This window comes from Streptomyces fodineus, assembly GCF_001735805.1.
Taxonomy (GTDB): domain Bacteria; phylum Actinomycetota; class Actinomycetes; order Streptomycetales; family Streptomycetaceae; genus Streptomyces; species Streptomyces fodineus.
In genome coordinates this window covers 2028545-2055107 of sequence record NZ_CP017248.1, presented here as the reverse complement: position 1 = coordinate 2055107, position 26563 = coordinate 2028545, and the positions used below count along the sequence as shown (strand labels likewise).

Annotated in this window: 19 protein-coding genes; 11 read left to right on the top strand and 8 right to left on the bottom strand. The window is 67.9% G+C overall.

Annotated features, from left to right (window positions below; all coding sequences use genetic code 11):
• Positions 1-38 precede the first annotated feature (38 nt).
• On the top strand, positions 39-2891 hold the full coding sequence (locus BFF78_RS08250; RefSeq protein ID WP_069777682.1) for a BTAD domain-containing putative transcriptional regulator: 2853 nt from the start codon (positions 39-41) through the stop codon (positions 2889-2891).
• 262 nt (positions 2892-3153) lie between these two features.
• Here BFF78_RS08250 and BFF78_RS08245 read toward each other — a convergent pair whose 3' ends face one another.
• Positions 3154-3744, bottom strand: coding sequence for a TetR/AcrR family transcriptional regulator (locus tag BFF78_RS08245; protein ID WP_069777681.1), 591 nt, complete (start codon positions 3742-3744; stop codon positions 3154-3156).
• Between the two features lie 85 nt (positions 3745-3829).
• On the opposite strand from BFF78_RS08245, the gene BFF78_RS08240 reads away from it, so the two are divergent.
• Positions 3830-4729: an alpha/beta fold hydrolase gene (locus tag BFF78_RS08240; RefSeq protein ID WP_069777680.1), complete on the top strand. Its 900-nt coding sequence runs from the start codon at positions 3830-3832 to the stop codon at positions 4727-4729.
• A 67-nt stretch (positions 4730-4796) separates the two neighbouring features.
• Here BFF78_RS08240 and BFF78_RS08235 read toward each other — a convergent pair whose 3' ends face one another.
• From BFF78_RS08235 to BFF78_RS08225, 3 genes are all read right to left on the bottom strand, one after another.
• Entirely contained in the window at positions 4797-5057 is a 261-nt protein-coding gene (locus tag BFF78_RS08235; RefSeq protein ID WP_069777679.1) for a hypothetical protein, read from the bottom strand.
• Between the two features lie 792 nt (positions 5058-5849).
• The gene (locus BFF78_RS08230; RefSeq protein ID WP_227025763.1) at positions 5850-8159 is read right to left on the bottom strand and encodes a serine/threonine-protein kinase; all 2310 of its coding nucleotides are present in this window, start codon (positions 8157-8159) and stop codon (positions 5850-5852) included.
• A gap of 329 nt (positions 8160-8488) precedes the next feature.
• Positions 8489-10225 (bottom strand): hypothetical protein, encoded by a 1737-nt coding sequence (locus tag BFF78_RS08225; RefSeq protein WP_069777677.1) that lies wholly within the window; start codon positions 10223-10225, stop codon positions 8489-8491.
• 992 nt (positions 10226-11217) lie between these two features.
• Between BFF78_RS08225 and BFF78_RS08215 the strand changes: the two genes are divergently transcribed.
• The 6 genes from BFF78_RS08215 to BFF78_RS46055 all read left to right on the top strand — a co-directional run bounded on the left by BFF78_RS08215 (position 11218) and on the right by BFF78_RS46055 (position 16183).
• A complete protein-coding gene (locus BFF78_RS08215) occupies positions 11218-12297 on the top strand; it encodes an AAA family ATPase (protein ID WP_079161776.1) in 1080 nt (359 codons plus the stop codon).
• Positions 12298-12377: 80 nt separating this feature from the next.
• On the top strand, positions 12378-14195 hold the full coding sequence (locus BFF78_RS08210) for a VWA domain-containing protein (protein WP_069777675.1): 1818 nt from the start codon (positions 12378-12380) through the stop codon (positions 14193-14195).
• Between the two features lie 89 nt (positions 14196-14284).
• Positions 14285-14761, top strand: a complete 477-nt coding sequence (locus BFF78_RS08205) for a hypothetical protein (protein WP_069777674.1) — start codon at positions 14285-14287, stop codon at positions 14759-14761.
• A 39-nt stretch (positions 14762-14800) separates the two neighbouring features.
• Complete coding sequence (locus BFF78_RS08200) at positions 14801-15268, top strand: hypothetical protein (protein ID WP_069777673.1); 468 nt, start codon at positions 14801-14803, stop codon at positions 15266-15268.
• A gap of 108 nt (positions 15269-15376) precedes the next feature.
• On the top strand, positions 15377-15874 hold the full coding sequence (locus BFF78_RS46060) for a hypothetical protein (protein WP_069777672.1): 498 nt from the start codon (positions 15377-15379) through the stop codon (positions 15872-15874).
• Between the two features lie 144 nt (positions 15875-16018).
• Positions 16019-16183 carry a hypothetical protein gene (locus tag BFF78_RS46055; RefSeq protein ID WP_159032969.1) on the top strand — a complete coding sequence of 55 codons (165 nt, stop codon included), beginning with the start codon at positions 16019-16021 and terminating at the stop codon, positions 16181-16183.
• 277 nt (positions 16184-16460) lie between these two features.
• Here the strand turns inward: BFF78_RS46055 and BFF78_RS08190 are convergent, their stop codons facing one another.
• A complete protein-coding gene (locus tag BFF78_RS08190) occupies positions 16461-16784 on the bottom strand; it encodes a hypothetical protein (RefSeq protein ID WP_069777671.1) in 324 nt (107 codons plus the stop codon).
• Between the two features lie 239 nt (positions 16785-17023).
• Between BFF78_RS08190 and BFF78_RS08185 the strand changes: the two genes are divergently transcribed.
• Positions 17024-17377 (top strand): SH3 domain-containing protein, encoded by a 354-nt coding sequence (locus BFF78_RS08185; RefSeq protein WP_159032968.1) that lies wholly within the window; start codon positions 17024-17026, stop codon positions 17375-17377.
• A 125-nt stretch (positions 17378-17502) separates the two neighbouring features.
• Here BFF78_RS08185 and BFF78_RS08180 read toward each other — a convergent pair whose 3' ends face one another.
• A complete protein-coding gene (locus tag BFF78_RS08180) occupies positions 17503-17823 on the bottom strand; it encodes a hypothetical protein (RefSeq protein WP_069777669.1) in 321 nt (106 codons plus the stop codon).
• Positions 17824-18658: 835 nt separating this feature from the next.
• Here BFF78_RS08180 and BFF78_RS49515 point away from each other — a divergent pair.
• Together BFF78_RS49515 and BFF78_RS46050 are read left to right on the top strand one after the other, a co-directional pair.
• Positions 18659-23761 carry a DUF6531 domain-containing protein gene (locus tag BFF78_RS49515; RefSeq protein ID WP_159032967.1) on the top strand — a complete coding sequence of 1701 codons (5103 nt, stop codon included), beginning with the start codon at positions 18659-18661 and terminating at the stop codon, positions 23759-23761.
• Between the two features lie 10 nt (positions 23762-23771).
• On the top strand, positions 23772-24257 hold the full coding sequence (locus BFF78_RS46050) for a hypothetical protein (protein ID WP_159032966.1): 486 nt from the start codon (positions 23772-23774) through the stop codon (positions 24255-24257).
• A gap of 55 nt (positions 24258-24312) precedes the next feature.
• On the opposite strand, the gene BFF78_RS08170 is transcribed toward BFF78_RS46050, so the two are convergent.
• The gene (locus BFF78_RS08170) at positions 24313-25119 is read right to left on the bottom strand and encodes an IS5 family transposase (RefSeq protein ID WP_069777667.1); all 807 of its coding nucleotides are present in this window, start codon (positions 25117-25119) and stop codon (positions 24313-24315) included.
• Positions 25120-25625: 506 nt separating this feature from the next.
• Positions 25626-26522 (bottom strand): hypothetical protein, encoded by an 897-nt coding sequence (locus BFF78_RS08165; RefSeq protein WP_069777666.1) that lies wholly within the window; start codon positions 26520-26522, stop codon positions 25626-25628.
• Between the last annotated feature and the right edge of the window lie 41 nt (positions 26523-26563).

The following is a 26563-nucleotide window of genomic DNA, read 5'->3' as shown; positions in this document are numbered from 1 at the left end:
CACCTCACCATCCACTCGCAGACGAGAGCGAACCGGCGATGACACACCCACCGCAGCTGCGCCAGCGCCTGACAGCTGCCGCCACGGCCACCGGGACCCTGGCCGTCACGCTCACCCTGCTGGCCGGAATGCCCTACGTCCTATGGCGAGCCACCGGTGTGCCCTGGCCGGAACACATCTCCTCACTCGGCGAGGTCGGGCAACGGCTGACGCAGCCGGTCAGCGACCCCTTGATGATCAGCCTGTTGGCCGTCGTGGGCTGGGCGTGCTGGGCCGGCTTCGCCTACACCGTGGTCCGCGAGACCATCTGGTACGTCACCCACCTTCCGCAGCTGCTGCGCGACCGCCACGCACACCATGAACACGTCGCTGCCCTATCGGTGAAGGGCTCGCTTGCCGCGCTGTGCATCGGCACCCTCGTCGTCGCACTAATCGGGCTCTGGCGCCCCGAAACGGCCAGTGCCCAGCAGCCCTTCTCCCCGGGAGACGTACGGCCGCACACCGCCGCGACAGCCCCTCTCATCCCTGTCTCGACCCGGCATCGGGCCGCAGACAAACCAGCCTCGGCGCGCGCCACGACGACCAACTCCACTACGACACACTCCACACTGCCCGGACAGGCGCGAGAGGCTGAGGCCGTCCGGCACATTGAGTACACGGTCGTCGAAGGCGACACCCTGTGGGATATCGCGCGCATGCACCTGGGCGATCCTCTCAAGTGGCCGCGCATCTATGCGCTGAACAAGGACCGCGTCCAAGGCGACGGAGCCCGGCTCACCGACCCGGACCTGATCCTGCCCGGGTGGCAACTGACGATCCCCGCCAGCGGGGCCGCCACGCCGCCGCCGGCATCTGTTCCCGCCCCGACAGATCCGGCACCGGCTACCACACCCCCGAAGCCCTCCGAGCCCGCACCGGCGCAAGCGCCGCCGACCCTCGACCACCGCAAGGACACTGGCCGACAGGAGGCTGGCCAACACACTCCCGCACAGTCCGATCGGCACGACGAGGCCACGACCGCAAAACCCTCCGCCCCACAAGGTCCCGCTGCCATCACTTTTGGGGAGGCGAGCCTGATCGGCATCACCGCGGCGGCCGGCCTGCTGGCCGCACGCCGCTATTGGTACTGGCACCAACACCGCCGGCGGGAGCCCGGCCAGGAGACGGACGTACCTGCTCTGAGCCCGCTGGTGGACAAGGCCGCACAGGCCGCCCACGCGGCAACCCGGCCCCGCCAGCCAGCCGATGCCCACCTCCTGGCCCCCCGCCGCACCCCTCCCCAGCAGCCCCTTACCCCGGGCACGGTCACCATCGGCGTACGGGAAGACGCCGAGGTCCCCCTCGACGAGTTGGCCGTGACTGGAGGTTGCGCCTGGACCGGTCCCGGCGCCGAGGGCGCCGCCCGCGCCCTGCTGGTCGGCGTCCTCACCGCCGCTGAACGCCGCCGCCCCGGGCCACCACGCGTCACGGCGGTCGTCCCCCAGGACTTGGCAGACACTTTGCTGCCAGGACTGCCCGCTGAGTTCAGCGCCCTGACCCAGAGCGCCGACCTCGCAGACGCCATCCGATACGCAGAACAGCACCTGATCGCCCACGCCCGCGCACACGACGAGCAGGACACCGCGCCCGCGGCAACCTTGCAGGCGAGCCCACACTCCGCTCCGGAGACCGAGCCGGGCCCCCTGCTCCTGCTCGCCACGCCTGACGCGGCCCACACGGGACAGCTGCAGGCGCTGGCCTCGCGCAGCAGACCAGGAACCCTGATCGTCCTCAGCCTGGGCACCATGCTGCCCGGCTCCAGCTCATGGCACATCGCCGACGACGGCACCGTCACCAGTGAAGGACACGGTCAAGTACCCGGGACACTCAGGCTGTTCCACCTCACGCCCGAGGCCGGACGAGACGTGACCGAGGTCCTCCTCACCGCCCACGGCCAGCGCCCCCGCCTGCGCGTTCTCCCGACCCAAGCCCCGCGCCCCGATTCCGAACACGAAACCCCCACCCCGCCTCCGGCGGACGACGAGCCCCCGCACCCGGATGCGGTCGAGCCCACGCACCCGCATCCGGTCGAGATCCTGCACCCGGATGCGGTTGAGCCCACGCGACCGGCACAGACCAAGCCCGTACGCCTTCACGTCCTCGGCCCCATCACCCTCTACGCCCGTGGCCACCAAGACCCCGTCGGCACCAACCTGCGGGCGGAAGTCCACGAATTCCTCGCCCTCCTCGCCGCCCACCCCACGGGCCTGCTCGCCTCCGACATCGCTGACAAACTCCACCTCGCCCCCGGCAGCGACCAGAACGCACTCAAAAACCTGCGCCGCGCCGTAAGACGCGCCCTGCGCGCCGCTACCGGCATCACGGCGCAGGAGTTCATCCTGCTGCAAGGGGAACTCCACAAACTCAATCCAGAACTCGTGGAAACTGACCTGGCGGAGTTCAGTCGCAGCCTCAAAGAGGCATTTTCCGCATCCGATACGGAAGAAGCACGGAGCGATGCCCTCTCCGCCGTACGCGACGCCCTGTCCCATTACCGAGGCCCCTTCGCCCACGGCAGTGACTACCTGTGGGCGGACACGGTCCGCGAACACCTCACTACGAAGGCCACCGACGCCGCCCTCCGCCTGGCCCGCCAAGCCGAACGCGCCGGCGCCACGCCGCGTGAGCTCGATGTAGTCCTTGCACTACTGGAACACCTGGGCACCGTCCACCCCGACCACGAACGCCTCGCTCAGCACACCATCCGCCTCTACCAAGCCGCCGGACGCCACGACGCCGCCCGGCACACCTACATCCGCCTCACGCGTCACCTCGCCGAGCTTGGCATCGAACCAGAACCGGCCACTCAAGCCCTCATCGCACCCCGTATCCGGAGCCGGCAGATGAGGTAAAGATGCAGCTCACCCGCCAGTGGCGTTGGCCCCGACACGGACTTTTCTAGCGGGCTCACGGTTGTCCGGTATCGGCGCTTGGGCACCAGACGACAATCGCCGGACAACGGGCAACGCGGTGGCACGACGGAGCCCTGCACGTCGGCGCAGGTCACCGCCGTGCAGGGCTCCGTGATGCGTATTTCCGCTATCAGCCATCTGTCTTGCCCCTCCGAACATTGAGAAGCGCCTATGGCTCTCAGGCAGAAATTTGATATGCCAGCTATCCGACCGGTCTCAGCGCTCGCGCGAGCGCGTCGACGGTCACCCCGACGATCGCCCGGAGTTGCTCCGGGCTCGCCCCGGCCCTACCCATCACCGCGAGAGACTGGTTCACGGCCGCTACGTGTACGGCGAAGTCCTCGGCGTTCTCGTCGGACATTCCGCCGGCCTTCAGCGCGGTGCGCAGGCGCGGGCGCTGGCGGCCGAACAACTCTTTGACATGCTCTGCGACGCTCGGGCTCAGCGCCGGACTCGCCATGACCGACTGGGCCATCAGGCATCCGTCGGGCACGGCGGGGTCGGCGATGCGCCCCAGGGTGACGTCGAAGAACGCACGGACGGCGGCGACGGGGTCCTCGGCCGCGCACGAGAGGGCGGCGTCGAACTTGTCGCCGTAGCGCGTGGCGTAGCGATCCAGGCAGCGAAGGAAGAGCGCGTCCTTGTCGCCGAGCGAGGAGTAGATCGAGCTGCGGTTCAGGCCGGTCGCCCGGGACAGATCGTCGAGCGAGGTGTCGGCGTAGCCGGAGCGCCAGAACTGGATCATCGCGGCGTCGAGCACCGTGTCCATGTCGAACTGCTTCTTGCCTGCCATGCGGCCCATCCTCCCATCTTGGACTGATCAGTTCAAGACGTGCTAGCGTCGAATCACGGTCCACCCGTCTCGATGGAGGATTCCCATGACCCACCCCGTCCCCGCCCTGCCCCTGCATGACCTGGCCGGATTCACGCACCGCTGGGTCGACGCCGACGGCGTCCGCCTGCACGCCGTCGAAGGCGGTCGGCCGGACGGACCGGCCGTCGTCCTGCTCACCGGGTTCCCGCAAACGTGGTGGGCCTGGCGAAAGGTCATGCCTGTTCTCGCCGATCGGTTCTGGGTCATAGCGATCGACCGGCCGGGCCAAGGCAATTCCGAGCATCCGGAGCTCAGCTACGACACGCACACGGTCGCCGCGCACATCCAGGCCGCCGTGAACGCTCTCGGCGTGCGGGACTACTGGCTCGCCGGGCACGACATCGGCGCCTGGGTCGCCTTCTCCCTCGCCCTGAACTACGAGAGCCGACTGCACGGGGTCGCGCTGCTCGACGCCGGAATTCCCGGTATCACCATGCCGGAGGCGATCCCCCTCGACCCGACTCTGGCGTTCAAGACCTGGCACTTCGCGTTCCACGTGGTGCCCGATCTTCCCGAGACGCTGATAGCCGGGCGCGAGCGGGAGTACATCAGCTGGTTCCTGAAGACCAAGTCCCTCGCGCCCGACGCGTTCGAGGAAGCAGAGCTCGACCACTACGGCGCGGCCCTCGCCGTCGATGGCGGCCTGCGCGCCGGCCTCGCCTACTACCGCGACGCCGCCGAGTCCGCGCGCAAGAACCGCGCGGCACTCGAGCGGCGGCGACTGACCGCGCCCGTCCTCGGAATCTCCAGCAGCCACGGCTCGATCCCGGATATGGCGGCCTCCATCAGCCCGTGGGCCGAGAACGTGACCGGCGTCATCGTGCCCGACGCCGGTCACTACATCCCCGAGGAGCAGCCCGAGGCCGTCGCCGCCGCCCTCACCGACTTCTTCAGCGGCCGTTAGTGCTCTAGCAGGAGGGCGATCCCCATTGCCGTCGGGGGCCCGTCAGTTACGGGCCCGCCCCGCGCGCCTACAGACGTGCCGTGAACCGCCCGTCGCCCCGCTTGTGCAGCCAGCCCCGGGCGCCGAGCTTGGTCATCTTCGCCCGCAAAGGTTCCAGCTTGCCGTGTACCGAGGCGTCCAGCCCCAACCGCTCGCCGACCGCCCTGACCTGCACCGGGCCGTCTACCTCCCGCACGATCGCCAGGATCTTGCGGTAGTCGCCGGGCAGCCCGCCCTCGTCGGCCGCGTCGCCGCGGTGCGGGATGAGCAGGACTGCCCGCCCGGCCACCTTCGCCGATGCCGCAGCGACAGCCCGGCGTCGGCCCGGGCCTGCTCGGCCAGGCGGTTTCAACACTCCGCTCCGCGATCGCCAGTTCGTGCCGCTCGGCCTGCCTCCTGGAGTTGCTTGCCCAACTTTTCTGCGAAAGCGTCCAGTTCGCTCCGGCGAGCGGTGATCCGCTGCCGCTCCTGCATCCCCCGCGCCCTCCCGCGTTCTCACGGCGTGCCGACCTACTGACGAATCGTAGGCGGGAGCCGGTCGTGGGCGCAGCCGAACCCGGCATCCCGCCAGAGCCGGACCTGCCCGATGATCTACGCCATGGTCATCGGCCGCCGACCGCCACGAGTACCCAACTCGCCATTCACACCAGACCCGTGACCTGCGACTTCACGATGCACACCGCTCAATGGCAAACCGGGCAAACCGTCCGCGGCGACGCATACACACGCGATCAATTCATCTCGCTGGCTGAGAACGCATCAGCCCTACACCCGCCAGCAGCTTGCCTCGCTGCTCTTCCCAGCCTCGAGTCCTCAGCGGCTTCCACTCGGTGATCGCCTCATCGGTGCGCCCGTAATGTCCCCGTTGGTGGCGTTGAGTCGTCGCATGACATTGCGGAAGCTCTGGGTCCCACAGGCCAGGGGTTGCTCTCCTTCCTGGTCTCGGGGCGGTGGCCGGGAGCTGGGTGAACCGCTTCCAGCCCGCGGGTCTTGAGCCACCGAAACGCCCTTGGTGGCGGAGTGGTATGGCGACTGTTGGCTTCCGCTGAAGGCGTCCCGCGCAGGGTGCGCGGCATAAGGCTTACCGGCTCCGAGGGAAGTCGCAATTCCTTCGAGCCCGGGTGTAGCTGGCGTCGCCCGCCACGTTGCTGATGCCGTACACGCTGACCAGGCTGAGACAGGCGGCGGCAGTCTTGGACTTCGTGGTCCCAGGATCGAGCGCGGTCGAGTCTGCGGCCGTGCCCGCAGTACCTGCTGAGTTCAGGGTCAAGTCGAGGCAGCTCTGGGACGGGTCGTCTCCCTCCGGGTTCCCGCCGACGGCAGCGGTGTCGAGGAAGTCAACGGCGTCCACGCAGTCCAGCGGCATGTCGACCTTTGTGAATCTGGCCGACTTCAGGATGGCGTCGATCTCGGCGGTTCGCTTGGGCTCCAGGGTCCCGTAGTCGTACAGCACGTAATGGGAAGAAGGAAGGAACCATACGCGGTGGACGGCGGCGCGCGTGTGGTTGTGATCCGGCAAGACGTCGGTGTGGACGGTCCACGCCTGGGCTTGTTCGCCTGCCACCGGGAGCTGCTGCATCACGCTGGCGTGTGTGACGGTCTGCTCACGAACCTCCTGGTCGAACTGATACGTTCCACCAGCGGATGGGTTGGGGCCGCCTGTGGTGAAGCGGATGCCGAACATACCGAAGTTGTCGTTCCAGGTGCCGTTGGAGCCTCCCTTGATACTGGTCATCCCAGGGGCCCACTCGACGGCCAGGCCTCCGGTGTCGCTGCCGTCGTGAGGGACCAGGTCCATTGCATACCGGCTGTCCATGCCGTCGTCGAAGTTCAGGCTGTCCTGCGGCACCTGGCTCGTGTCCCAAGAAGCGGGGAGCGTGAACTGCAGGCCGCCGAGCACAGTGACAGGCGTCGCTGTGGGAGTCGGAGTCGCAGTCGTCGGGGTGTCCGTGGGGGAAGGGTTGCTAATGGAGGGGGCGAAGGTGGTGGGAGCGGCGCTTGTTGTTGTTTGATGGGTGCCGGCTGCGCCCGGAGGCTGTGCGGTTGAGTGGGTTGGTCGCCCGAGGGTGTAGGCCACGCTGCCGGTGAGGGCGACAGCAGCGGCAGCCCCCGCAGCAACAAGGACCCTTCGGCGCCTGCGAGGCCGGGGCTTCTGGTTCCGGGTCTCACGCTGTTCCGCCTGCTGCTCGACTTGCCTGGCGAGGATGTCGTAAATAGCCGCCGTGGCGGCCTCCACGGCTTGGGCCGCAGGTTCGCAGTCGGCGCCGCCGGCCTGCTCGTACTCCTTGCGGGCGGCAGCCAGCGCAGCGGAGGCGCCACCGAGAGCGGCACGCGCGGCGGATATGTCATCGCCAGCCGGCTCGGCCCGTGCCAGTGTCTCCCGGAGGCGGGACAGGGTGACTGTGGCCTCGTCGAGGAACTCTCGTGCTGCCGGTCCACTGCGCCAGCCCGTACCCCTTGTAAAGGGGATAGTTCTCGCGAGGTCGATCCCGGAGGCGGAGATCGTCCAGGGCAGATTGTGTGCCGGCGTCGCTTCCTCGGGCGTGGCAGGCGAGGCCTGGCGCGTGTATGCGACCGTGGGAAGGACCACGGTGCCCGACGGACCAAGCAGGCCTGCGGTTTGCTGAGCCAGCTGCGCGGCGGTGGGCCGAGTGTCCGGGTCCTTGTGAAGAGCTCGGGACACCAGAGGCCTGAGGCCGTCGGGGACAGACCGCAGGTCCGGTTCCGCGTGGATGATGCGGTGCTCGATGGCGGTGGGCAGCCCGAACGGATGACTGCCAGCCGCGGCGTAGACCACCAGGATGCCCCAGGCAAAGATGTCGCACGCCGGCGTTATCTCGCCGCGCGTCAGTTGCTCGGGCGCCATCCAGCCGTGACTTCCGGACCGAGGCACGGACGTGCGCGTGAAGGCTGTGACATCGACGTGGCCGGCAATGCCGAAGTCGAGGACGCGCGGTCCATCCGCCGCGAGAATGACGTTGGCGTGCTTGAGGTCCCGATGGGTGACGCCAGCTGCGTGGATGTAGGCAAGCGCGAGGGCAACGGCGGCAGCGAAGGTGAGGAGATTCTGACCCCGGAGCGCTCCGTGGGAATGTACGTGCTGCTGCAGCGTTTCACCCGGCACGTACGGCATCGCGAGCCAGGGGACCTCAGCTTCGGTATCCGCGTCCACCAGCGGCACCAGATAGGGACCCGACACCCTGCGAAGGACCTCGACTTCACGTACGAAGCGCTGCCGGTAGTGACGGTCGTTGGCGTAGTCCGGGCTGAGGACCTTGACCGCGGACGGCTTCCCGGTCACGGGGTGGTACGCGAAGTAGACCGTCCCCATGCCTCCGGCGCCGATGCGGTGAAGTGGTCTGTACGGACCTATGCTCGGGGGCAGCGCCACGGAGAACTCCCTGTTGTCAACCTACTGCTCGAGGGGCCCGCCGACAGCAGGCGGGGAGCACCGGAATGTTATAGCTGAGACCCGCGACATTTCGGGGTGACTCCGGGTCCTTCATGCTCAAGGAGACTTACCAAGCGCTACGTTGGGCTGGAGATGCCCTCTGGTCGTTCCGCACGCCCGCCGTAGGCGCGGCTATACACCGAACTACGTGCCCGGGTCGCGTTGACAGCTTCCGGATTGCGGGCCCTGGCCCGGGCCTTCGCGATCCGCTTCAGCGTGCGCTCATCGAGGGCGGCCAGAGTACGGCGCGTGTGGAGTCGAAAGGCGGATTACGGCCCTGTAGACCTCGGGCCAGTACTTTCACCCTTCCTGCCCGCCTCGATGGAGGGGTAGCGCCGCCGTTGAAGCTCATCGCGTTCAACGTCCGGGATCGTCATCGACTCGGCAAGCACGGCGGCTAGCGCGCCCACTTGAGTGTTGTCGACGTCGGCGTGGAAGAGCCACCGGATGTTCTCGTCGCGCGTGATGAGGTCGATCACCAAGCGCGCGCTTTTGTCCTGTGTGGTCGCTGCTCGAACGTATCGCACCCGGTCAGTCGGGATGACTTGACGGATCTCACCTTGCTCAAGGAACGCGTTCGTCTTGGCCGTGATGATGCGGCGATCCGTGACGGCGATCAGTGCTTTTGCCGCGGCCTCGTCCCACGCTGCCGCCAACTTCTCCATCGCTCCGCCGAGGACCGCGGAAATCGGATCCAGGGCATCGGGCTGATCGGGGAAGCCGAGGACGCGTAGCGTCTCACCGTCCTCGAGGAACCACCGCAGGATGCGCAGGTACGGCTCGATAGCCACCGATTCCGGTGCGCAGACGACGCCCGGAGCCTCGAGTGGAGGGGCCGGCGGATGGAGGGCATCGGCAAGAGGCTCGATCGCCTCCAGAAGACGGGCGGAGATCTGGCGGGCTGCGTTCGAGTCCCGGCGCTTCCAGGGCAGTGGCAGTGTGTCGCGTCCGGGCAGCTCGGCGATGATTCGTAGCTCCCGCGTCAGCGAGTCGACCAGGCTCGTCGCCTCGGCAAGAGCGGAACCGAGCTCTTCGCCAGTGTCGCGCGCAATGATGTCGAAGAGCCGCGCCTCGCCGGCGTCATCGGGGCCAGCGGCCCTCGCCCGCGCGGCGTGGAGCGCCTGATACCCGGTCCATGCCTTCAGGGAAGACAGCAGGGCGTTGGCGTCGAAGAAGATCGCCGCAGCGTTCGTCTGGAGATACTCACGGCCGCCATGCAGGCCGAGTTCATGGATCTGCCCGATGTGGTCGCGAACGTTCAGCCGGTACAGCTCAAGCTGCTTAACCAGGTTCGCCTCCTTGTCCGCGACCTTGTGCCACAAGGTGGTGGGGACCGATCCGACCTCTCGCGCGTGGTCGACCGCGCGGTCGACGGTGGCGACGAGGCCCGTCAGTTCGGCCCACTGCTCGTTGCGGATGGTTGTGAGTACCTGGCTCGTCAGCGCGATGTTGGTCCTGACAAGGCCCGTGACCTCACTCAGCTGCATCTGAAGGCCGATCATGGCCAGCGCCGGCCCGATCGCAGCCGCGGTCTGCGCCGCGCTCACCGCAGTCAAGGGGAGGAAGCGGGCCTGAGCGACAATCTTGCCGTTGGCGAACACTGCTCCGAGGTTCGCGCCATCCTTGACGGCGAGGGTTGCGCCGGCCCTCAGCAGGGCCTGTGTCGCGTCGCTGATCCTGTAGAGCCCCTGCACGCTGGCGAATGCGTTTCCGAGGTTGCCGGCCACGGTCGCAGTGTTTCCGATCGAGGCGAGGACTGTGGAGATCTGCTTGAGGTCTGCCGCCGGCACGAGCCCGAAGTCGATCAGATCGGGCTTGATTTCCGCCGGGACCTCACCGAAGACGACAGCAACCCCTGGGAGCACCTCCGCTAGGACCGTCGATGCGGTTATTGGGTCGATGCCCGGGTTGGGTGTCGAATCGTCCACAACAGATGAGTCGGCGGTATTACTCTGGCCGTTCTCCTCAGGCTCGACGATCTCCATCGAGTCCGAAGGGTCCTGCATGCGATCTCCTCCCCACGAGGGCCCACACCGGCCAGACGTCGTCGGCGTTCCCTGCCGAAGTCTACGGCTCAACGCCCTGCGGTTCAGACCGAATCCACCGGACTGATCTTGGACTGACCAGTGAGCCCATGACGTCCGCCCCGTCGTATCCGGTGTCGTATCCACCGTCGCGTCCGTGTGCACGCTTGGATACGACATCCTCGGTCCACCCGAAAGTGCAGGCCAGGGGCTCTACGAGCCATCTGCGGGTGAGGGCGACTGTATATCGGTGCAGCAACGCATCCCGATCTCCAACAGCTGGGCGGCCCGGCTGCCTCCTCGCACATGTCGACACGTCTGCCAACTCGCCTTGCTGTCAGCAACATTGTCGGTCACTTCCTTCAGCTTCACACCCCATGCCTATTCCGGCGTCCCCCTGGAACCGGCCGCCCCGACCGAGAGGCGGTCCGAGGGCGGGTGAAGGCGTCCCGGCCCAGGCCGCACCTTCAGGCCGATCCGCGCACACACTCGAATCCGCCCGTTCCAGGCGACTGATGTGTCTGCATTCTGGTCGTGTGTGCCGCAGGCCACGACGCCTTGCGTCGTACCGGCGGAATTCCCCCTGAAAAACGGTCGTGAATTCACGAGAATTCCAGCATTATCAAGCCGGAATCCCGCTTCAAGCGGGGTGCAGGTCGAGCTATATTTGAATTGTTCCCGGGGAGACCGGGAAAGGAAATCCCTCGGATGGGCTCCTCCCGAAAACGGATGACGGGTGGAGTGTGTCCAGAGGGTGGTTATTTTCGAATTCGAATTAGCCGGTTCCCGGTCAAGCAGTGAAAGGAATTCGCCCGATGACGAGCCCTGCCGCGCCCGCCCCTGCCTCCACGCCCGCATCGTCCACCCCTGCGTCCGGCCAGGCGGACTCCGCGCCGCCCAGTGCGCCCGCGACCCCGGCGGGGTCGCCGCCCGGCCCGATCGGGAAGGCCCGCCCCGGCGAGCTACGGGCGAGGATTGCCAAGATCCTCGCCGCCAGCCCGGGCACTGGGTTCACGGTGACGGAGCTGGCGAGGATGCTGGGGCATTCGGGCGGGGCGGTCGGCAACGCCTGCGAGACGCTGGTGTGCCGGGGCGAAGCAGAACGGTCGGGCGCCAAACCCCGCACCTACCAGGCGACTTCCATGACGGGCGCAGCAGCCCAGCAGGCCCCGGGACCCGCGCCCGAACCCAGCCCGGCTGCCTCGGTGCCGCACCAGTCGGCCAGGCAGGCACCAACGGCCCCGTCGCCGGGCGGGCGGCCGGAGCCGATCACCCGGCCCAACGGCCAGAAGTACCACCCCAGGACGCTGGCGCAGCTACCGGATGTCGAGGCACTGCGGCGGCTCCGGGAGGCGCAAGTGCCGGTGTTGCTGTACGGGCCGCCGGGGACGGGGAAGACCTCGCTGATCGAGGCGGCCTTCCCGGACCTGATCACGGTGGCCGGGGACGGTGACACCACGGTCGGTGACCTGATCGGCGAGTACACCCAGGACTCAAGTGGCGGCTACGAGTTCATCTACGGGCCCCTCGTCACCGCCATGCAGGAGGGCCGTGCCCTCCTCCTGGACGACGCCACCCTGATCTCCCCGAAGGTGCTGGCCGCCCTGTACCCGGCGATGGACGGGCGCAGGCAGATCCAGGTCAAGGCGCACAAGGGCGAGACGATCACTGCCGCCGACGGCTTCTACGTGATCGCCGGACACAACCCGGGCGTGCACGGCGCAGTCCTCACCGAAGCCCTCGCCTCGCGGTTCAGCGTGCAGATCCAGGTCGGCTCGGACTACGACCTGGCCGCCGCCTTGAAGATCAACCGCACGGCGGTGCGCATCGCCCGCCACCTCGCCGCCAGCCAGCAGGCCGGAGACGTCGGATGGGCCCCGCAACTGCGGGAGCTGATCGCCTTCCAGAAGATCGCCGACGTACTCGGCACCGAGGCCGCCTTCGCCAACCTGGTCGGCATCGCCCCCTTGGAGGACCGCGACACGGTCGCCGAGATCGTCACCAAGGCCATCGGCCGCCCGGTCACCGCCCTGGCCCTGGGCCGCCAGCTCTAACACACCCGCCTAGGGGGCCGGGAACACACCCGGCCACCCCACCCCCCGCCAGCCTCCTCCCGGAAAGGGCCCGATCACCCATGCCTGCACCCGCACACCTTCTGCCCGCACCGCCCCCATTGACCGAGCTGGAATGCGACCTCGCCCGCTGGGCGGACGACGGCGGCCCCCTCCACGAGCCGCGCCCGCGCCCTCAGGCCGCGCAGTGGCTGCGGATCTCCGCCGCCCTGGGGGAGCGGCTTCCGGAACTGGCGGGACGCGAGGACGTGATCGTCACCTGCGAGCCCGGCACCCGCTCCGGCGCCCCGGCCGCCTTCTACCCCGCCCTCGCCCAACTGGAGATCGACGCCGCCCTGTTCGCCCCGCTCAACCCCGCCACCATCCGCCCCACCCAGGTCGGCGACGAACTGCGCTACCCGGCCGCCTGGGGAGCCTTCACCCACGAGGCCGCCCACGCCGCCCACAGCCGCTGGAGCACACCAGCCGCCCTGCGGGGCACCGCACTTGACGCGGCAGCCCAGCTCCTGGAAGAGGCACGCGTGGAGAAGGCGCACCTGGCCCGCCGCCCCGGCGACCGGGGCTTCCTGCGGGCCGCCATCCAGAGCCTGGTCCTGCCGGACTTCACGAGCCAGACGCCCACCGACCCCTGGCAGGCCGGGGCGGCGGCGGGGCTGATCCTGGCCCGCCGGGACGCAGGCATCCTCGACCCGGACGAAACCCAGCCCCTCAACGAGGCACTGACCACCCTCCTCGGCCCCGACCTGCTGAACACCCTCGCGCAGATCTGGACGGCCGCCCACGCCACCGCCGACGACGACGCACAGGCGATGATCAAGCACGCCGAGGCCTGGTGCCAGGCCCTCGGAGCCACGCCCGAAGCGCCGGAACCCGCTCCCGCTCCCACCGGCTCCAGGGGCGAACTCGCCGACGTGGTCGGCAAGATCGCCGCAGCAGTAGCGGCGAACGAAGCCGAACAAGCGGCGGCACAAGCCCGCGCCAGTGCCGCCAGCAGCACCCGCGCCCGTGCCAAAGCAGCCCAGGCCGCCCACGCCCGCCAGGCCGCCGAGATCGCCAGGAAGGTCTTCACACCCGGGGCACGCCCCTTCACCCCCGAAAGCCAGCGCAGCAAGGCCCGTTACGCCCCCTCCCCGGTAACCGGTACCCGCCCGCCCACCGCCGGAGAGAAAGCAGCGGCGGGACGGCTGGCCCGGGCGTTGCGGGCGGCGGCCTACCGGGAACGCACCGTCACGGTGACCGCCTCGGCGGTCCCGCCCGGGCGGCTGAGCATGCGCGGCGCCCTGGCCCGGGACGCGCAGAAGGCGGCGGGCGCCCTCCCCACCGCCCAGCCCTGGATCCGCACCCAGCGCCGCCAAGGCCCCACCCCGCCCCTGCGGGTGGGTGTCGCGGTCGACGTCTCCGGCTCGATGCACGCCGCCGCCGCCCCGATCGCCTCGGCCGCCTGGATCATCGCAAAGGCCGCCGCACTGACCGACCCGGACTCGCGCACCGCAACCATCGCCTACCGCAGGGCCCTGACCGCGATCACCGCACCCGGCCGCACACCGGCACGGGTGACCGAGTTCGACGCCGACGGCGGCGGCCACAGCCTCGCCGAGGCCGCCGACGCCCTGACCGCATCCCTCGACCTGGCCACACCCGGCGCGGGCCGCCTGCTAGTGATTGCCTCCGACGGCCGCTACCGCGCCGACGAGGCCACCCGCGCAGCAGACCGCATCACCACCCTCCGCGCGGCGGGGTGCGCGGTGCTGTGGCTCGCCTTCGAACCCGATCCCCGCCCGCTGCCCGGCGCCACCCTCCTGGAGCTGACGGACCCGGCCCAGGCCGTCACCGCGATCGGCAAGGCCGCCACGGCGGCCCTCGCCGCCACCAACCCCTGACCCCGCCGGGTGCCGCCCCGGCGGAATCAGTGCGGCACCCACCAACCCCTCACCGTTCACCGCCACAACCGTGAAGGAGCCACACGCCCATGACGTCACTCGCCGAACGCGCCCACGCCGCCGCCGTGTTCATCCGGCACAACACCGCCGTCAGCCCACACGGCCGCTACCGAGGCGAGGAACACGCCCGCACCGCCGTACGCCTGGCCGCCGCCCTCGGCCTCTCCCTGAACCACATCGCCACCGCCCCGGACTGGCAGCGCCGCCGCACGACCCCAGGCGAGCCGGTCCTGGCCACCGCCACCTGCCCCGACACCAACGAGAAGTACGTCTTCCTCGCCCGCTTCCCGATCTACGACGACGAGCCCTTCGAACTCCTCGGCCCCTGCCCCGAATGCTCCAGCCAGGTCCCCCTCGCCACCGTCCGGCACCTCGCCGACCTCGGCACCCACCTCGCCCTCCCGCCGCTCCGGCCCGAGGACATCGCACACACGAACACGGTGCCGGACACGTTCACCGGCGACGAGGGCCACACCAGCACCTGCTCCTACAGCGAAATCCGCTGACCTCCCACCTCGCCCCTCAACAGGAAAGGCCCGCCAGCCATGACCAACCGCGTCAGCCGCATCCGGGGCACCGCAGCCCAGACCAACCTGCCTCCCGCGCCCGATCGTTCGGCTCCCGACCCGCAGATCAGCCCAGGGCCGGGCACCCAGTCGGTACGAACGGTCCTCGGCGAGGACGGCTACCGGCGCCTGACCGACCAGTGCCTGCGGCGCGGTACCGCGCTCGGCGCGCTGGCCTCCCTCGTCCAGGACACCGCTCGCGAGGCCGACCGGCTCCACGGGAAACTGCGCCGCCACGCCACCCAGGTACGCGACCGCCTTGGCGACGTCATCAATCCCCGCTTGGACGCGGCCTTCGGCCCGGTCACCGGCCTGCTCGCCAGCACCGGCCACATCAGTGACCTGCACGCCGACCGTTTCGCCCAGCAGATGAACCAGCTGGTCCTCGTCCTGGAGAGCTACCAGGCCGCCGTACGACACCCCGGCAACGTGACCAACCGCAGTTGACCATGAGGGGCCCGTGAACGGGCCCCGGGCCGTACTCCTCTTCGCAACTCCCGCAGGGCGGGTCGAGGACGCGACACCGACCCGCCCCTTCTGGAAGGACCACGCCCCATGCCCGCACCCGAGGCCCCACAGCGCCTCCAGCTTGTGCACCAGCTTCTCCACCGTGCGTACGCACTCCTCGAAGCCACCGACGACGGCCAGGCTCCGCCGCTCGCCGAACTGCTGGCCCGCGCGGTGGACCACATGCCGGCCGAGGACCGCGCCGAACTTGACGCACGCCCACTTGCCTGGGCCGTCGCCGAGGCCGCCGTACAGGTGCTGGCCTGCACCCGCATCCCCATCCGACCGCAGGACCCGCACCTGGCAAGCTGCTCCCAGGCTCTCGACCGGCTGCCCCGCGCGGCTCGCACCGGTCTGTTCACAGCGGCCACGCGACGCACCACCCCCGACCCGGACAACGCTGCGCCGCCCACCCCGCACGTCCCGGTGCCGGGGCGGTGCCCGTGTCCGTGCAACAGTGCAACAGCGGCGGCTTCTGCGGCGGTTGCGGGCACATGGGCTGCGGAGGACGACGTTGAACCGGCACGCCACGCGCGACGACGGTGAGATGTCGATGCGGGGCCCCTCGACGATGACGGCGTCGAACCCGAGGGCGGGGAGCCGTATGACGAGGTCGCCGACCCGATCACCGGCACCGTCCGGGTATGCGCCCGGCGCTGCGACACCCGCATTTTTCACCCGGGCAACCTCATGGACTTGCAGCCGGGCCGGGTGGCGAACATGGTCGCCCGAGCGCGGCAAGCCGAGGGACACGTGGTCTGCCACGCGACCCTGGGCACCGAGACGCCGGCGATCTGCCGAGGATTCGCCGACGGCCCCGACCAGGGCCGCAGCCTCGCCCTCTGTCTCGCCTGAGCGCTGGGCACGCTGCGGGAGATCTCCCCGCCATGACCGCCACACCGAACCCGCCGGGACCAGGCACCCACCTGCTGGCCGAACAGCTCGGTCTCTGCGATCCCCTGAGTGCTGTGCCATGTTTCTGGAGAACACCGTGGCGCTCGGCACCGTCGACCAGAGGACGACGGCAGTTGGTACGCGGGGGCCGTTCTGCAGCGTGCTTTCACGGGGCCGGTGACGCCTATCTGACGCGCTGCGCGCAGGTAACCGGGACCTGTCCGCCGACGACGATGTATCAGTCGTAGCCGTCTTCTCCGCACTCGCGGTAGAGCGGTCCGCTGTTGGTGCGGCCGAGCGCAATGAGACAGAAGTTGTTTCGGAGTACGTCGCCCCGGTGGACATAGCGGACGACTTGGGAGTCGGTCCGGGCGACCGAAGCGTTGGCCTGTGGCCTGCGTACGGCGACGGTCTTGCCCGTGATCTTGATTTTGCAGTGCGTCGGATCGGCCCGCCTCTGGGCTTGGGCCCCGGCCGGGGCGAGACCCCCGCACAAGGCAACCAGGCCCAGGAGTCCGGAGACGGCGAGACGCAGACGACTGCGGACAGTGGACGGAGTCATCTCATGCTCCTTAGGTCCATCCCAGCGCAACGCGACGCTGGGCATCACGGTCTGGAGCCGACGGGCTGGGCGTCAACGCCCCGCCGTGCGCCCTCTGTAACGACCTGTTTGGGCGCGAAGCAATGCAACATCACCTGAACCGGGGGAACATGCGCCCAAATGGAGTAAGGGGGAACGCCGGATGCACGAGATACGCAGCAGTCTTCGGCGCCGACGCCGCCACAGATGAGGAGCGTCCGTTGCCACGTTGTCACGCCTCGCTGTTCACCACGAGCATGCTCGTCGTCCCGCTACTCGCCATGTCGGCTCCCGTGCTTGCCGCCGAGCCGGTGCATGTCTCTGCCGTAGCAGTGGCCGCCAAGGAGGGCTTCTGCCGCATCACCGGATCTTCGGCGACAGTGCGCGCAGAGCCCCGCAAGTCTGCGAAGGCGCTCGGCACCGCCTACGAGGGGGATGCGTGTGTCTCGCACGGCTGGGCCGAGGGCGAGGGCATGTGGGGGAAGGTCACGATCAAGCGCACAGGTGTTATCGGGTACGTGCACTCATCTCTCGTGGTCTGGGGTGAGGAGTCGCTGACGGCAACTGGCAGGTGACCGGACCGGGGGGCGGGGTTCGTACCCGGTACTCCAGTTGTCGATCGCGATCTCGCTGGTCGGGTACCAGGTCTCGGGCCGAACTGATTCGCGTCCCGATTGGCCGGTTCGATGCGCTTACCGTCTCAGCTGGACCGGTCAGGGGAGGTGCTGACGGGGCTGTCCGTGCCGTAGAAGCGGCCCTGGTCGCACAGGGTGTCGATCTCGGCGTTGTCTTCCTCGCTCAGCTGTGCAGCTAGCGCGACGCTGATGACGCGTCGGGCGTGGGCCAATCGTCGAGCGACATCCCAGTCGGCGATGAATTTGCCGACGGTGTACTCATCGGCGGTTCCGGATGCCTGGCGGGATCCGAGTCGGTCGAGGGAAACGACGAACTCGTTCAGGTCCTGCAGTACTGCGACAACCTCGTTGAGCGGCATGCGGATCTCTCGGGAGGACATGTCCATAAGCCGATTCAACTCCAGAGCTGGTGCTCGGGACCCTGATCCTGCTGGTCGGAGCCGGTCCGGGAACGGGTGCGGCCACCGGTGATCACCGGAGTATGAGTACATCCGGCTTCGGGTACTGACGTGCCGCGGGTGTGCGTGCGATCTTGCCACGCATGCCGTAGTGCAGCGTTCGCCTGTCTTGCTTGGTTCGGCAGCGAAGCGCCCTGGCCGCACGGGCGTTCCCCCGGCTTGTCAGTGCATGAGTCGGGCATGACAATCAGTCAACTTTTCTTCCCGGTCTTGATCAGAACTCCACCGGAACATCAAGATCTTGCTCTTGTTGTGTGCTGAGCGACGTTTCGTGTGCTCAGTGTGAAGATGTGGGGGAGAGGGTGCTGGCCGGATCCCCAGCAATCTGGGCGGGGTGGGGGACATGCTGGCTTCACTGTCTGCGCGGTGGCGGGTGTTGGTTGTTGCGCTGGTGCTGGCGATGGTGGCTGGCGGTGGCTGGTTGATCAGAGTCTCTGCCAGCGATGCCGGCGACAGCGGTTATGCCTACCGCGGGCCGCAGCCCGCCGCCCAGCAGAGGGCTGACTCGCCGAAGCAGCGCCGTGAGGAGACCAAGGACCGGGCGAAGCCGACCAGGTCCCATGGGCTGCCGACGACGAAGAGCAGGCCGGCGACGGCCGCGCAGATCGCACTGTTGAGACACAATCAGCGCCAGATGCGCGCCGCCCGCCTCAAGCCTTCTGGTGCACGAACCCCCATCGTCAAGAGAGCGCAACAGGCGTCCTTCATCTCCCGGGCTGCTACGGCGACTGCGTCGTCCTACTCCAGTGGCGCGCTGTACCAGGTGACGACGGATCCCTTCGGTAACGCCGCTGCTCAGCAGGGTGGTTGGCTGATGGCGCTGGGCAACCACATTGGTGCTGCGGTGCCGGGTGAGCCATTGCAGTTGTCGGCGGCGATCTGGCAGGCCGGGGGCGCGGACGGCGAGGTGCATCCGGTCAAGGTCCGCTGGGAGCTGGATGCCTACGGCTGCCGCCTGAACAGCGACGACATCCAGTGGTTCGACTTCGGTCAGACGGTGCAGGCGCCGACGCTGAACACCGACAAGACGTTCCCCGTCGTCAATGCCTCGATCACGCTGCCGAGCACGGACTGCACCCAGCCGGTCCCGCGCTACTTCATCTACGCCTGCACCACGGTCACCGACGACCCCGGTGCTACAGAGAGCTGCGGTTCCTACAACGCGTATGACATCGTGCCGCAGTTGCCGGACGGGTCCGCCTGCAGCGCGGTGTGCGGTGACGCGAGCGGTTCGGCCGGTACGACGGTGATGCGTGCGGATCCGGTGAACACGGCGACGGGCGCGTTCACGGAGTCCTTTGCCGATGCCCAGGTGGCGGCGCCCGGTGTGCCGTTCACGGTCGGGCGGGTGTACTCCTCGGACAACTCGACCGTGGGCGCGTTGGGGAAGGGCTGGCAGCTTCCGTGGGAGACGCGGCTGCAGTTCGACTCCGACGGCAACGCCCTGCTCGTCGGTGAAGGCGGAAGCCGGCACCTGTACACAAAGCAGTCGGGCGGCACGTTCGCCACCCCCGGCGAGGCCCGCTCGACGCTGGCTTCGGACGGCAGCGGCTACAAGCTGACCACTGCCGATCACTCGACCTACAGTTTCAACGGCTCTGGGCAGCTGACGGCGGTCAAGGACCGCACGGGTCGGGGCCTGGCGCTCTCCTACACCGGCAACCAGCCCACGACGATCACGAACGCTGCTGGACACGCGGCCACCCTCACCTACGCGGGTGCCCGGCTGAACAAGGTCACGCTGGCGGACGGCCGGAGCGTCGTCTACAGCTACACCGGCGACCAGCTGACCGGCGTCACCTCGCTGGACGGCAAGACGGAGACGTACGGCTACGACGACTCCGGCCGTCTGAACACGATCACGAACGCCCTGCACAAGAGAGTCACCTTCAACGAGTACGACGCGCAGGGCCGCGTTGTCTCGCAGACGGACGCGCTGAGCCACAAGACCCTCTTCGCCTACTCCAAGAACGGCGTCTTCGACCAGGTCGACGTCACCGCCCCGGACCAGGGCATCTGGACGGACGTCTACTACAAGAACGTCCTGTTCACCCAGATCGACCCGCTGGGCGACAAGAGCTACTACAGCTACGACAAGTTCTACAACCGCATCAGCGCGATCGACGCCGAGATCCGCGAGGTGAAGTGGACGTACGACAACGCGGGCAGGATGACCTCGCGGGTCAGCAACGCGTCGCGCGAGTACTGGACCTACGACGACAACGGCAACGTCGCCACGTACGAGGACGGTGAGTCCAACACCACCACCTTCGGCTACAACGACCTCAACCAGCTCACCACTGTCCAGGACCCCCTGCACAAGACGACAACCTACGGCTACAACCCGACCACCCATCTGCTGGAGAAGGTCACCACTCCCCGCGGCAAGACCACCCGCTACGGCTATGACGCGGACGGCTACCTCACGTCGGTCACCACGCCGAAGGGCAACAAGACCACCTACACCTACGACGCCTCGGAGCGGGTGCACACGGTCGTCGACCCGCGCGGCAACGTCAGCGGCGCCGACCCGGCGACGTACACGACCACCTACACCTACTACGACTCCGACCACATCAAGTCGGTCACCGACGCACGCGGCCACACCACCTCCTACGGCTACGACGACGTCGGAAACCTGCACACGGTCACCGACGCGCTCCAGCGCACAACCGTCTACGACCACGACGACGCAGGCCGGCTGAGCACGATCACGGACCCGGCGCAGAAGCAGACCATCCTGGGATACGACCCGGCAGGGCGCCTGAACAAGGAAACCAACCGCCGCGGGGCGACCGTCACCTACCAGTACGACAAGGCCGGCAACCAGATCCGGATCGTCACCGCGCGGGGCAACGACACCGGAGCCGACCCCACGAAGTACACCTGGGCGATCGGCTACGACAAGGCGGGCAACCGCAAGACCGTCACCGACCCGCTGAAGAAGACCACCGCCTTCTCCTGGGACGCGGACAACCACCCGCTGTCCGTCACCGACCCGCTCAACCACACCCGTAAAGTCACCTACGACCGCAGCGGCAACCTCCTCACCACGAGCGACGGCCTCGGTCACGGCACGACGCTGGCCTACGACGCCGACAACCACCTGTCCTCGTCGAAGACCTGGTACGGCTACGTCACCAGCTACGAATACGACGACGACGGGCACCTGTCGGCACAGACCTCCCCGGAGACCGAGCGCACCACCTACGGCTACGACGACGACGGCCACCTCCACACCGTCGTCGACCCGCGCGGCAACGCCACCAGCGCCGACCCGGCGAAGTACACCTGGACCTACGACCACGACCCGGCCGGCAACCCCACCTCCGTCACCGACCCGCTCGGTCACACGGACACCACCGGCTACGACGGCGTCGACAACGTCACCTCGGTCGCCGACGGGCGCAACAAGGCGACGCTCTACGAGTACGACGAACTCGACCGGCTCGCGAAGGTCACCGCACCGGACACCGGTACGACCAAGTTCACCTACGACACCGCCGGGTTCCTCTCCGCCAGCACCGACGCCAACACCCACACCACTACCTACGGCCACAACGCCGAAGGCCAGCTGACATCGGTCAAGAACCCCCTGGGCAAGACGGTCTCGTACGAGTACGACCTCGACGGCAACCGCACCACGTACACCAACGCGCGCACCCAGACGATCACTACGACCATCGACGCCCGCAACCTGCCGACGAAGATCACCTACTCCGACGGCACACCGGCGCAGTCCTACTCCTACGACGACGCCGCCCGCCTGACCGGCGTCACCGACGCCACCGGCAGCCGCACCCTCACCTACAACGACGACAACAAGATCGCTTCCATCACCTCACCCGGAGCGACCAAGCCGTTCAGCTACAGCTGGAACACCGACGGCACCCTCAACTCCCGCACCTACCCCAACGGCCGCACGACCAGCTACACCTACGACAAGGTCGGCCGGATCAAGTCCCAGACAACCGACAGCAAGGCCGTCACCTACGCCTACGACAAGGCGGCCAACCTCACCTCGGTCACCCTGCCCACCACCACGGCACGCACCGAGAACCGGACGTACGACGCGGTCGGCCGCCTCACCGCGCTGACCACGCCCACCGTCAACAACACCTACACCTACGACGAGAACGACCGCCTGATCGCCGACAAGCCCGGCACCGGATACCCCACCCGCTACGGCTACGACGACGCAGGCCGCATGACCCGCACCTGCACGGACACCTCCGCCGCGTCCTGCCTGACCGGAACGACCGGCACCACCTACACCTACGACAAGGTCGGCAACCTCAAGACCGCGGCCGGCGCCGGCTCCACCACCACCTACTCCTACGACGTCGGCGACGAGCTGACCTCCACCGCCAACGGCACAACCACCACCGGCTACACCTACGACGCCGACGGCAACCAGACCAAGGACAACCACGGCACCTACGCCTACGACGCGGCCAGCCGCCTCACGTCCGCCATCATCGGCAGCAACACCTACGCCTTCACCAACGACGCCGACGGCAACCGCACCACTGCCAAGAAGAACAACACACTCGTCGGCACCTCGATCTGGGATATCAACAACCCCCTCCCCCAGATAGCCACCGATACAGGCACCTCCGGCGCCCTGACCGCCGACTACCACTACGACCCCGACGGCACGGCCCGCTCCATGGACCGCACCGCCGGAACCTACTACTTCACACAAGACCGCCAGAACTCCGTCAGCGCCGTCTACGACGCAGCAGGCGCCGACAACTACCACTACACCTACAACGAGTGGGGAACCCCCACCGGCAAAGCCACCAAGACCGGCGGCCAGACCAGCCCCTACGGCTACACCGGCCAGTACAACGACCAGTACCTCCCCGACCGCCTCCAGCTCCGCGCCCGCTCCTACGACACCACCCAGCACCGCTTCACCACCCAGGACCCGGCCGGAGCAGCCGCCGACAACCCCAACCAGTCTCCCTACAACTACGCCGACAACGACCCCACCGACCTTGCCGACCCGAGCGGCAACTGCCCGATGTGCATCGGCGCAGCCATCGGAGCAGTCGTCGGCGGCGGCGTCTACGCCCTCACCCACCAGGACGACTTCAACTGGGGCGACTTCGCCGTCGCCACCACGGAGGGCGCCGTCACCGGAGCGGTCGGAGGCTTCCTCGCACCAGCCGGCACCAGCCTCGCCGCCCAGCTAGGCCTCCAGGGCGGACGAGCCCTCGCCGTCGCCACCGTCACCGACGCCGCTATTGGCATGGGCTTCACCTGGGCCATCAACACCGCCCAATGCCAGGCCACGAGCCCCGCCGACCTTCTGGTGGGAGCGTTGACGGGCGGTCTCAACGGGGTGCTGGGATGGAACGCCCTCAGAGGCCTGGGAAGCGGGGGTGCGTCGGATGGGCTGATCCTCGACCTTCCCGATCTTCCCAGCATCCGAGGAGGCGCTGGAGCGAAGAAGGGCGGCCCGGTTGTTCAGACTTTCCCAGCGCCGCCCAACTGGACGCCCGAGGGGCAGCTCGCAAAGGCCGAAGACATGGTTGACCAGTTCGCGCTGGATAACTACTCCAGCAAGAACAGTACGCGAACGTATGTCGGCGGCTATAACACGGAAGCTGGTGACATTGTTCTCGCTTCCTCAGGAGGCAAGTTCCCTGGCTACAGCTACTGTGCTGAAGGAAACGTGTGCATGGCGTTTGGCGGCGACAAATCGAAGGTTGTCTTCACTAACGCCAAAACCGTGGAGCGAGAGAATGGCTCGAAGGTGACCAAACGAAAGCCCGTGTGCGTGAGATGCCAGAATGATTATGATGAGTCACAATTCATTCCCGGTGCGGAGCCCGAGCCGGGCGGAAAATGGGGACGGTAGTGTAGTGGCTATGGACGTTCTGGACGTTGAGATTGACCGACACCCCTGGTCCGAGATGGGATGTGGCTGCGGCAGGTCTGGCGAGCACATCCCGATGGACTTCCTGCGCTCGCTTGAGGCCCCGCCACCTGAGCGTGCTGGCGAAGGGTGGGCAGACGGTCATGCGTTCGTGCAATCGAACCTTACGCAACCGGCCGTTGCGACGGCATCCATCATCATGGCTGCTTTGGTTCGAGGGGTGCCCGGTGCACACCATCGCCAACTGATGCTCGTCCTGCACGCTTTGGTCAATGGCGAGCAGGACGACACGGCGGATGAATGTCTGCGTGTTGTCCGTGGGGGTATATGGTCTCTATACGAGGAGATCGCCTCAGCACGGAACATCGACGCCGCGGCCTATGCCTTCGAAATTCTCGAACAGATCGAAGAAGAGTCCGATCGCCTTGCGGACTACCGGAGCAAAATAAGGGACAATCTTCCGGCTGATCTTTGGTGAATCGCGTCAACCGAGGCGAGCAATTATCACAAAGGAAGGCTACACTGAACCTCTTTCATCCTGAAGAGTCGCAGGTCAGTAGCACGTGGATGGCTTGGACGGTGCGGCTGACGCGGCGGGTGGAGGAGCGTGCTCTGCGCATGATGCGCCAGGACTTGAGTCGGGCGAAGGCGCGTTCGCCGGGGGCTCGGAGTCGAGTGTGGTCGCGGTTGAACTGCTGGTAGTGCTCGGGCTGTTCGCTGTGGTGGTAGTACGGGGTGCGGAAGGTGGCGCCGGCGCCCTGGTAGGCGCGGTCTGCCAGCACCAGGATCTGTCGGGTCAGGCAGGCCTGGACGATGCCGTGGGCGCGGGCCGAGGTCAGGTCATGTGTGCGGCCGGGTGTCGCGCGGGAGAACCACAGGGGTGTGCCGTCCGGGCGGGCGATGACCTGCACGTTCATGCCGTGCTTCTTGTGTTTCTGCGAGTAGTACGGCTGATCGGCGCGGACGCGGTCGGTGGGGATCAGTGTGCCGTCAACGATGACGTGGTCGCCCTCACCGAGGCCGGTGAGGGCTTCGTGGAGGCCTGGAGCCCAGGAAGCCAGCACCTCCAGGGCCTCGTCCACGTAGCGCCAGGCGGTGGCCTGCGATATCGCGAACCCGGCGCCGAGCTGGGCGAACGTCTCGTTCTTGCGCAGGTGGACCAGCGTGAGCAGTGCCTGGTCGAAGCAGCCGAGCTTCCGCCAGCGGGTGTTGCGTGCGCGGCGGTGCTCGTACAGGAGCCAGGCAACATGCTCGACGAGCTCATGCGGGACGTCGAGCGTGGCAGGATACGGAACCAACAGGGCCCCTTCGGTCGCCGGTGTGCTGAGTGGAATCACCACGCCAACGACGGAGGGGCCCTGGCTCGTCACCACGCCCGCTGACCAGCCCATTTCACTCGCCAGCACAGGATGAAAGAGGTTCACTGGCGATCTCGTCGAGGTGCTTGCTTCCATTGTGGAAGGGAAGGAACGCTCAGCCTGCATTCGCTTCTACGACGGCCCCTTTTACGGTGGGCCGTTCGACTTCTGGAGAGGTCGTCGTGAAGCAAGGTGAGGATGACCGGGAGAAGGGGCGCGTGCAGTTGCCCGTCGAACCGGTGGTGAAGGGCGTCCGATCGGCCGCCTCGGCTCTCCTTGGTGCCTGCCGGACGAGGCAATGGGGAGACAATGCAGACGTCGTCCGCCTGGCGCGAGCATTGGAATCGCTGGACTGGCAGGATGATCGAGCTGGCTGAGTTCGAGTGCCTCCCAGATAGCCGAACGATCGCCGGGACGCCCTGAGTAGAGCCAACCTGGCTGGTCCCCAACTCGTCTGGGAATCAGCCAGGTTCGCTGCTGCCAGTTGGCTACGCGTTGCCGACCGGTGTCGCCATGCGGTAGGTGCGCGGTCGGTCGCTCATCTGCTCGGCGATGCCCTCCTTGACCAGCTTGTCCAAGGCGTTGGCGATGGCGCCCGAGGACTTCTCGATCACGCGGCTGATCTTGGTAGCGGTGAATGCCCCGTCGGGATGTGCCCGCAGATGGTCGATGACCAGCTGGCGGAGCGCTCCGGGCGCGAGCCGCTTCCTTTCGCCCAGGTGAGCGGCTGCTGTCGCCGGTGCCGGTGCCGTCGCTGGCTGTTCGGGGTTGGCTTGCCGGGCGAGTTCGGGTGTGTCCTCGGGCTCCGGGCCGTCGTTGCTGCCTGTGTCGTGTGCGTCGGCTTCGTTCTTGACGCCTTCGTCGGGCTGCTTGTCGTACTGGTGCGAGGTGTCGTGCGGTGCGTCGGCTACCGATGCGATGGTGGCGCTTGCCTCGTCGGCGGTGCTCGATTCCTTGCTGTCGGTTGTGGTTGCGGCGGCTGGAGCGCTCTCGTCGTCCGTGTTGCTGGCTTGTGACTCGGACGTGTTGGTGGTGGAAGGTTCCTTGTCAGTGGGCGTGGCGTCCTGCGCACTGGCGCCGTCGCTGCTGCTGGTCCAGGGGGCGGGTGCGGCGTGCCAGCGGTCGGGGGTGCGGCGGGGGCCGTCGTGACCGCCGGGGGTGCGGATGGCGAGGCCTTTTTCCTCCAGGGTGACCAGGGCCTTGCCGGTGGTGGAGCGGCCCAGGCCGGCGGCGAGGGCGAGCTCGGCGGTTGTGGCCCCGTCGTTGTCGGTGAGGGTGACGAGTTTGGCGTAGACGGCGCCGGTGGCGACGCTTAGTTGGGCCAGTGGTTCGGGGTCGGGTGCGGCATGCAACGTGGGCGTGTGGTTGGTGGTGTTGTCGGACATGAGGGAGCCTCTGTTCCGTCTGATGGCGGGTGGGTGAGGTC

Coding starts and splice junctions, on each gene's coding strand:
- BFF78_RS08250 (WP_069777682.1), top strand. CDS start 39: ATGACACACCCACCGCAGCTGCGCCAGCGCCTGACAGCTGCCGCCACG.
- BFF78_RS08245 (WP_069777681.1), bottom strand. CDS start 3,744: ATGGCAGGCAAGAAGCAGTTCGACATGGACACGGTGCTCGACGCCGCG.
- BFF78_RS08240 (WP_069777680.1), top strand. CDS start 3,830: ATGACCCACCCCGTCCCCGCCCTGCCCCTGCATGACCTGGCCGGATTC.
- BFF78_RS08225 (WP_069777677.1), bottom strand. CDS start 10,225: ATGCAGGACCCTTCGGACTCGATGGAGATCGTCGAGCCTGAGGAGAAC.
- BFF78_RS08210 (WP_069777675.1), top strand. CDS start 12,378: ATGCCTGCACCCGCACACCTTCTGCCCGCACCGCCCCCATTGACCGAG.
- BFF78_RS08205 (WP_069777674.1), top strand. CDS start 14,285: ATGACGTCACTCGCCGAACGCGCCCACGCCGCCGCCGTGTTCATCCGG.
- BFF78_RS08200 (WP_069777673.1), top strand. CDS start 14,801: ATGACCAACCGCGTCAGCCGCATCCGGGGCACCGCAGCCCAGACCAAC.
- BFF78_RS46060 (WP_069777672.1), top strand. CDS start 15,377: ATGCCCGCACCCGAGGCCCCACAGCGCCTCCAGCTTGTGCACCAGCTT.
- BFF78_RS46055 (WP_159032969.1), top strand. CDS start 16,019: ATGGACTTGCAGCCGGGCCGGGTGGCGAACATGGTCGCCCGAGCGCGG.
- BFF78_RS08190 (WP_069777671.1), bottom strand. CDS start 16,784: ATGACTCCGTCCACTGTCCGCAGTCGTCTGCGTCTCGCCGTCTCCGGA.
- BFF78_RS08180 (WP_069777669.1), bottom strand. CDS start 17,823: ATGGACATGTCCTCCCGAGAGATCCGCATGCCGCTCAACGAGGTTGTC.
- BFF78_RS46050 (WP_159032966.1), top strand. CDS start 23,772: ATGGACGTTCTGGACGTTGAGATTGACCGACACCCCTGGTCCGAGATG.
- BFF78_RS08165 (WP_069777666.1), bottom strand. CDS start 26,522: ATGTCCGACAACACCACCAACCACACGCCCACGTTGCATGCCGCACCC.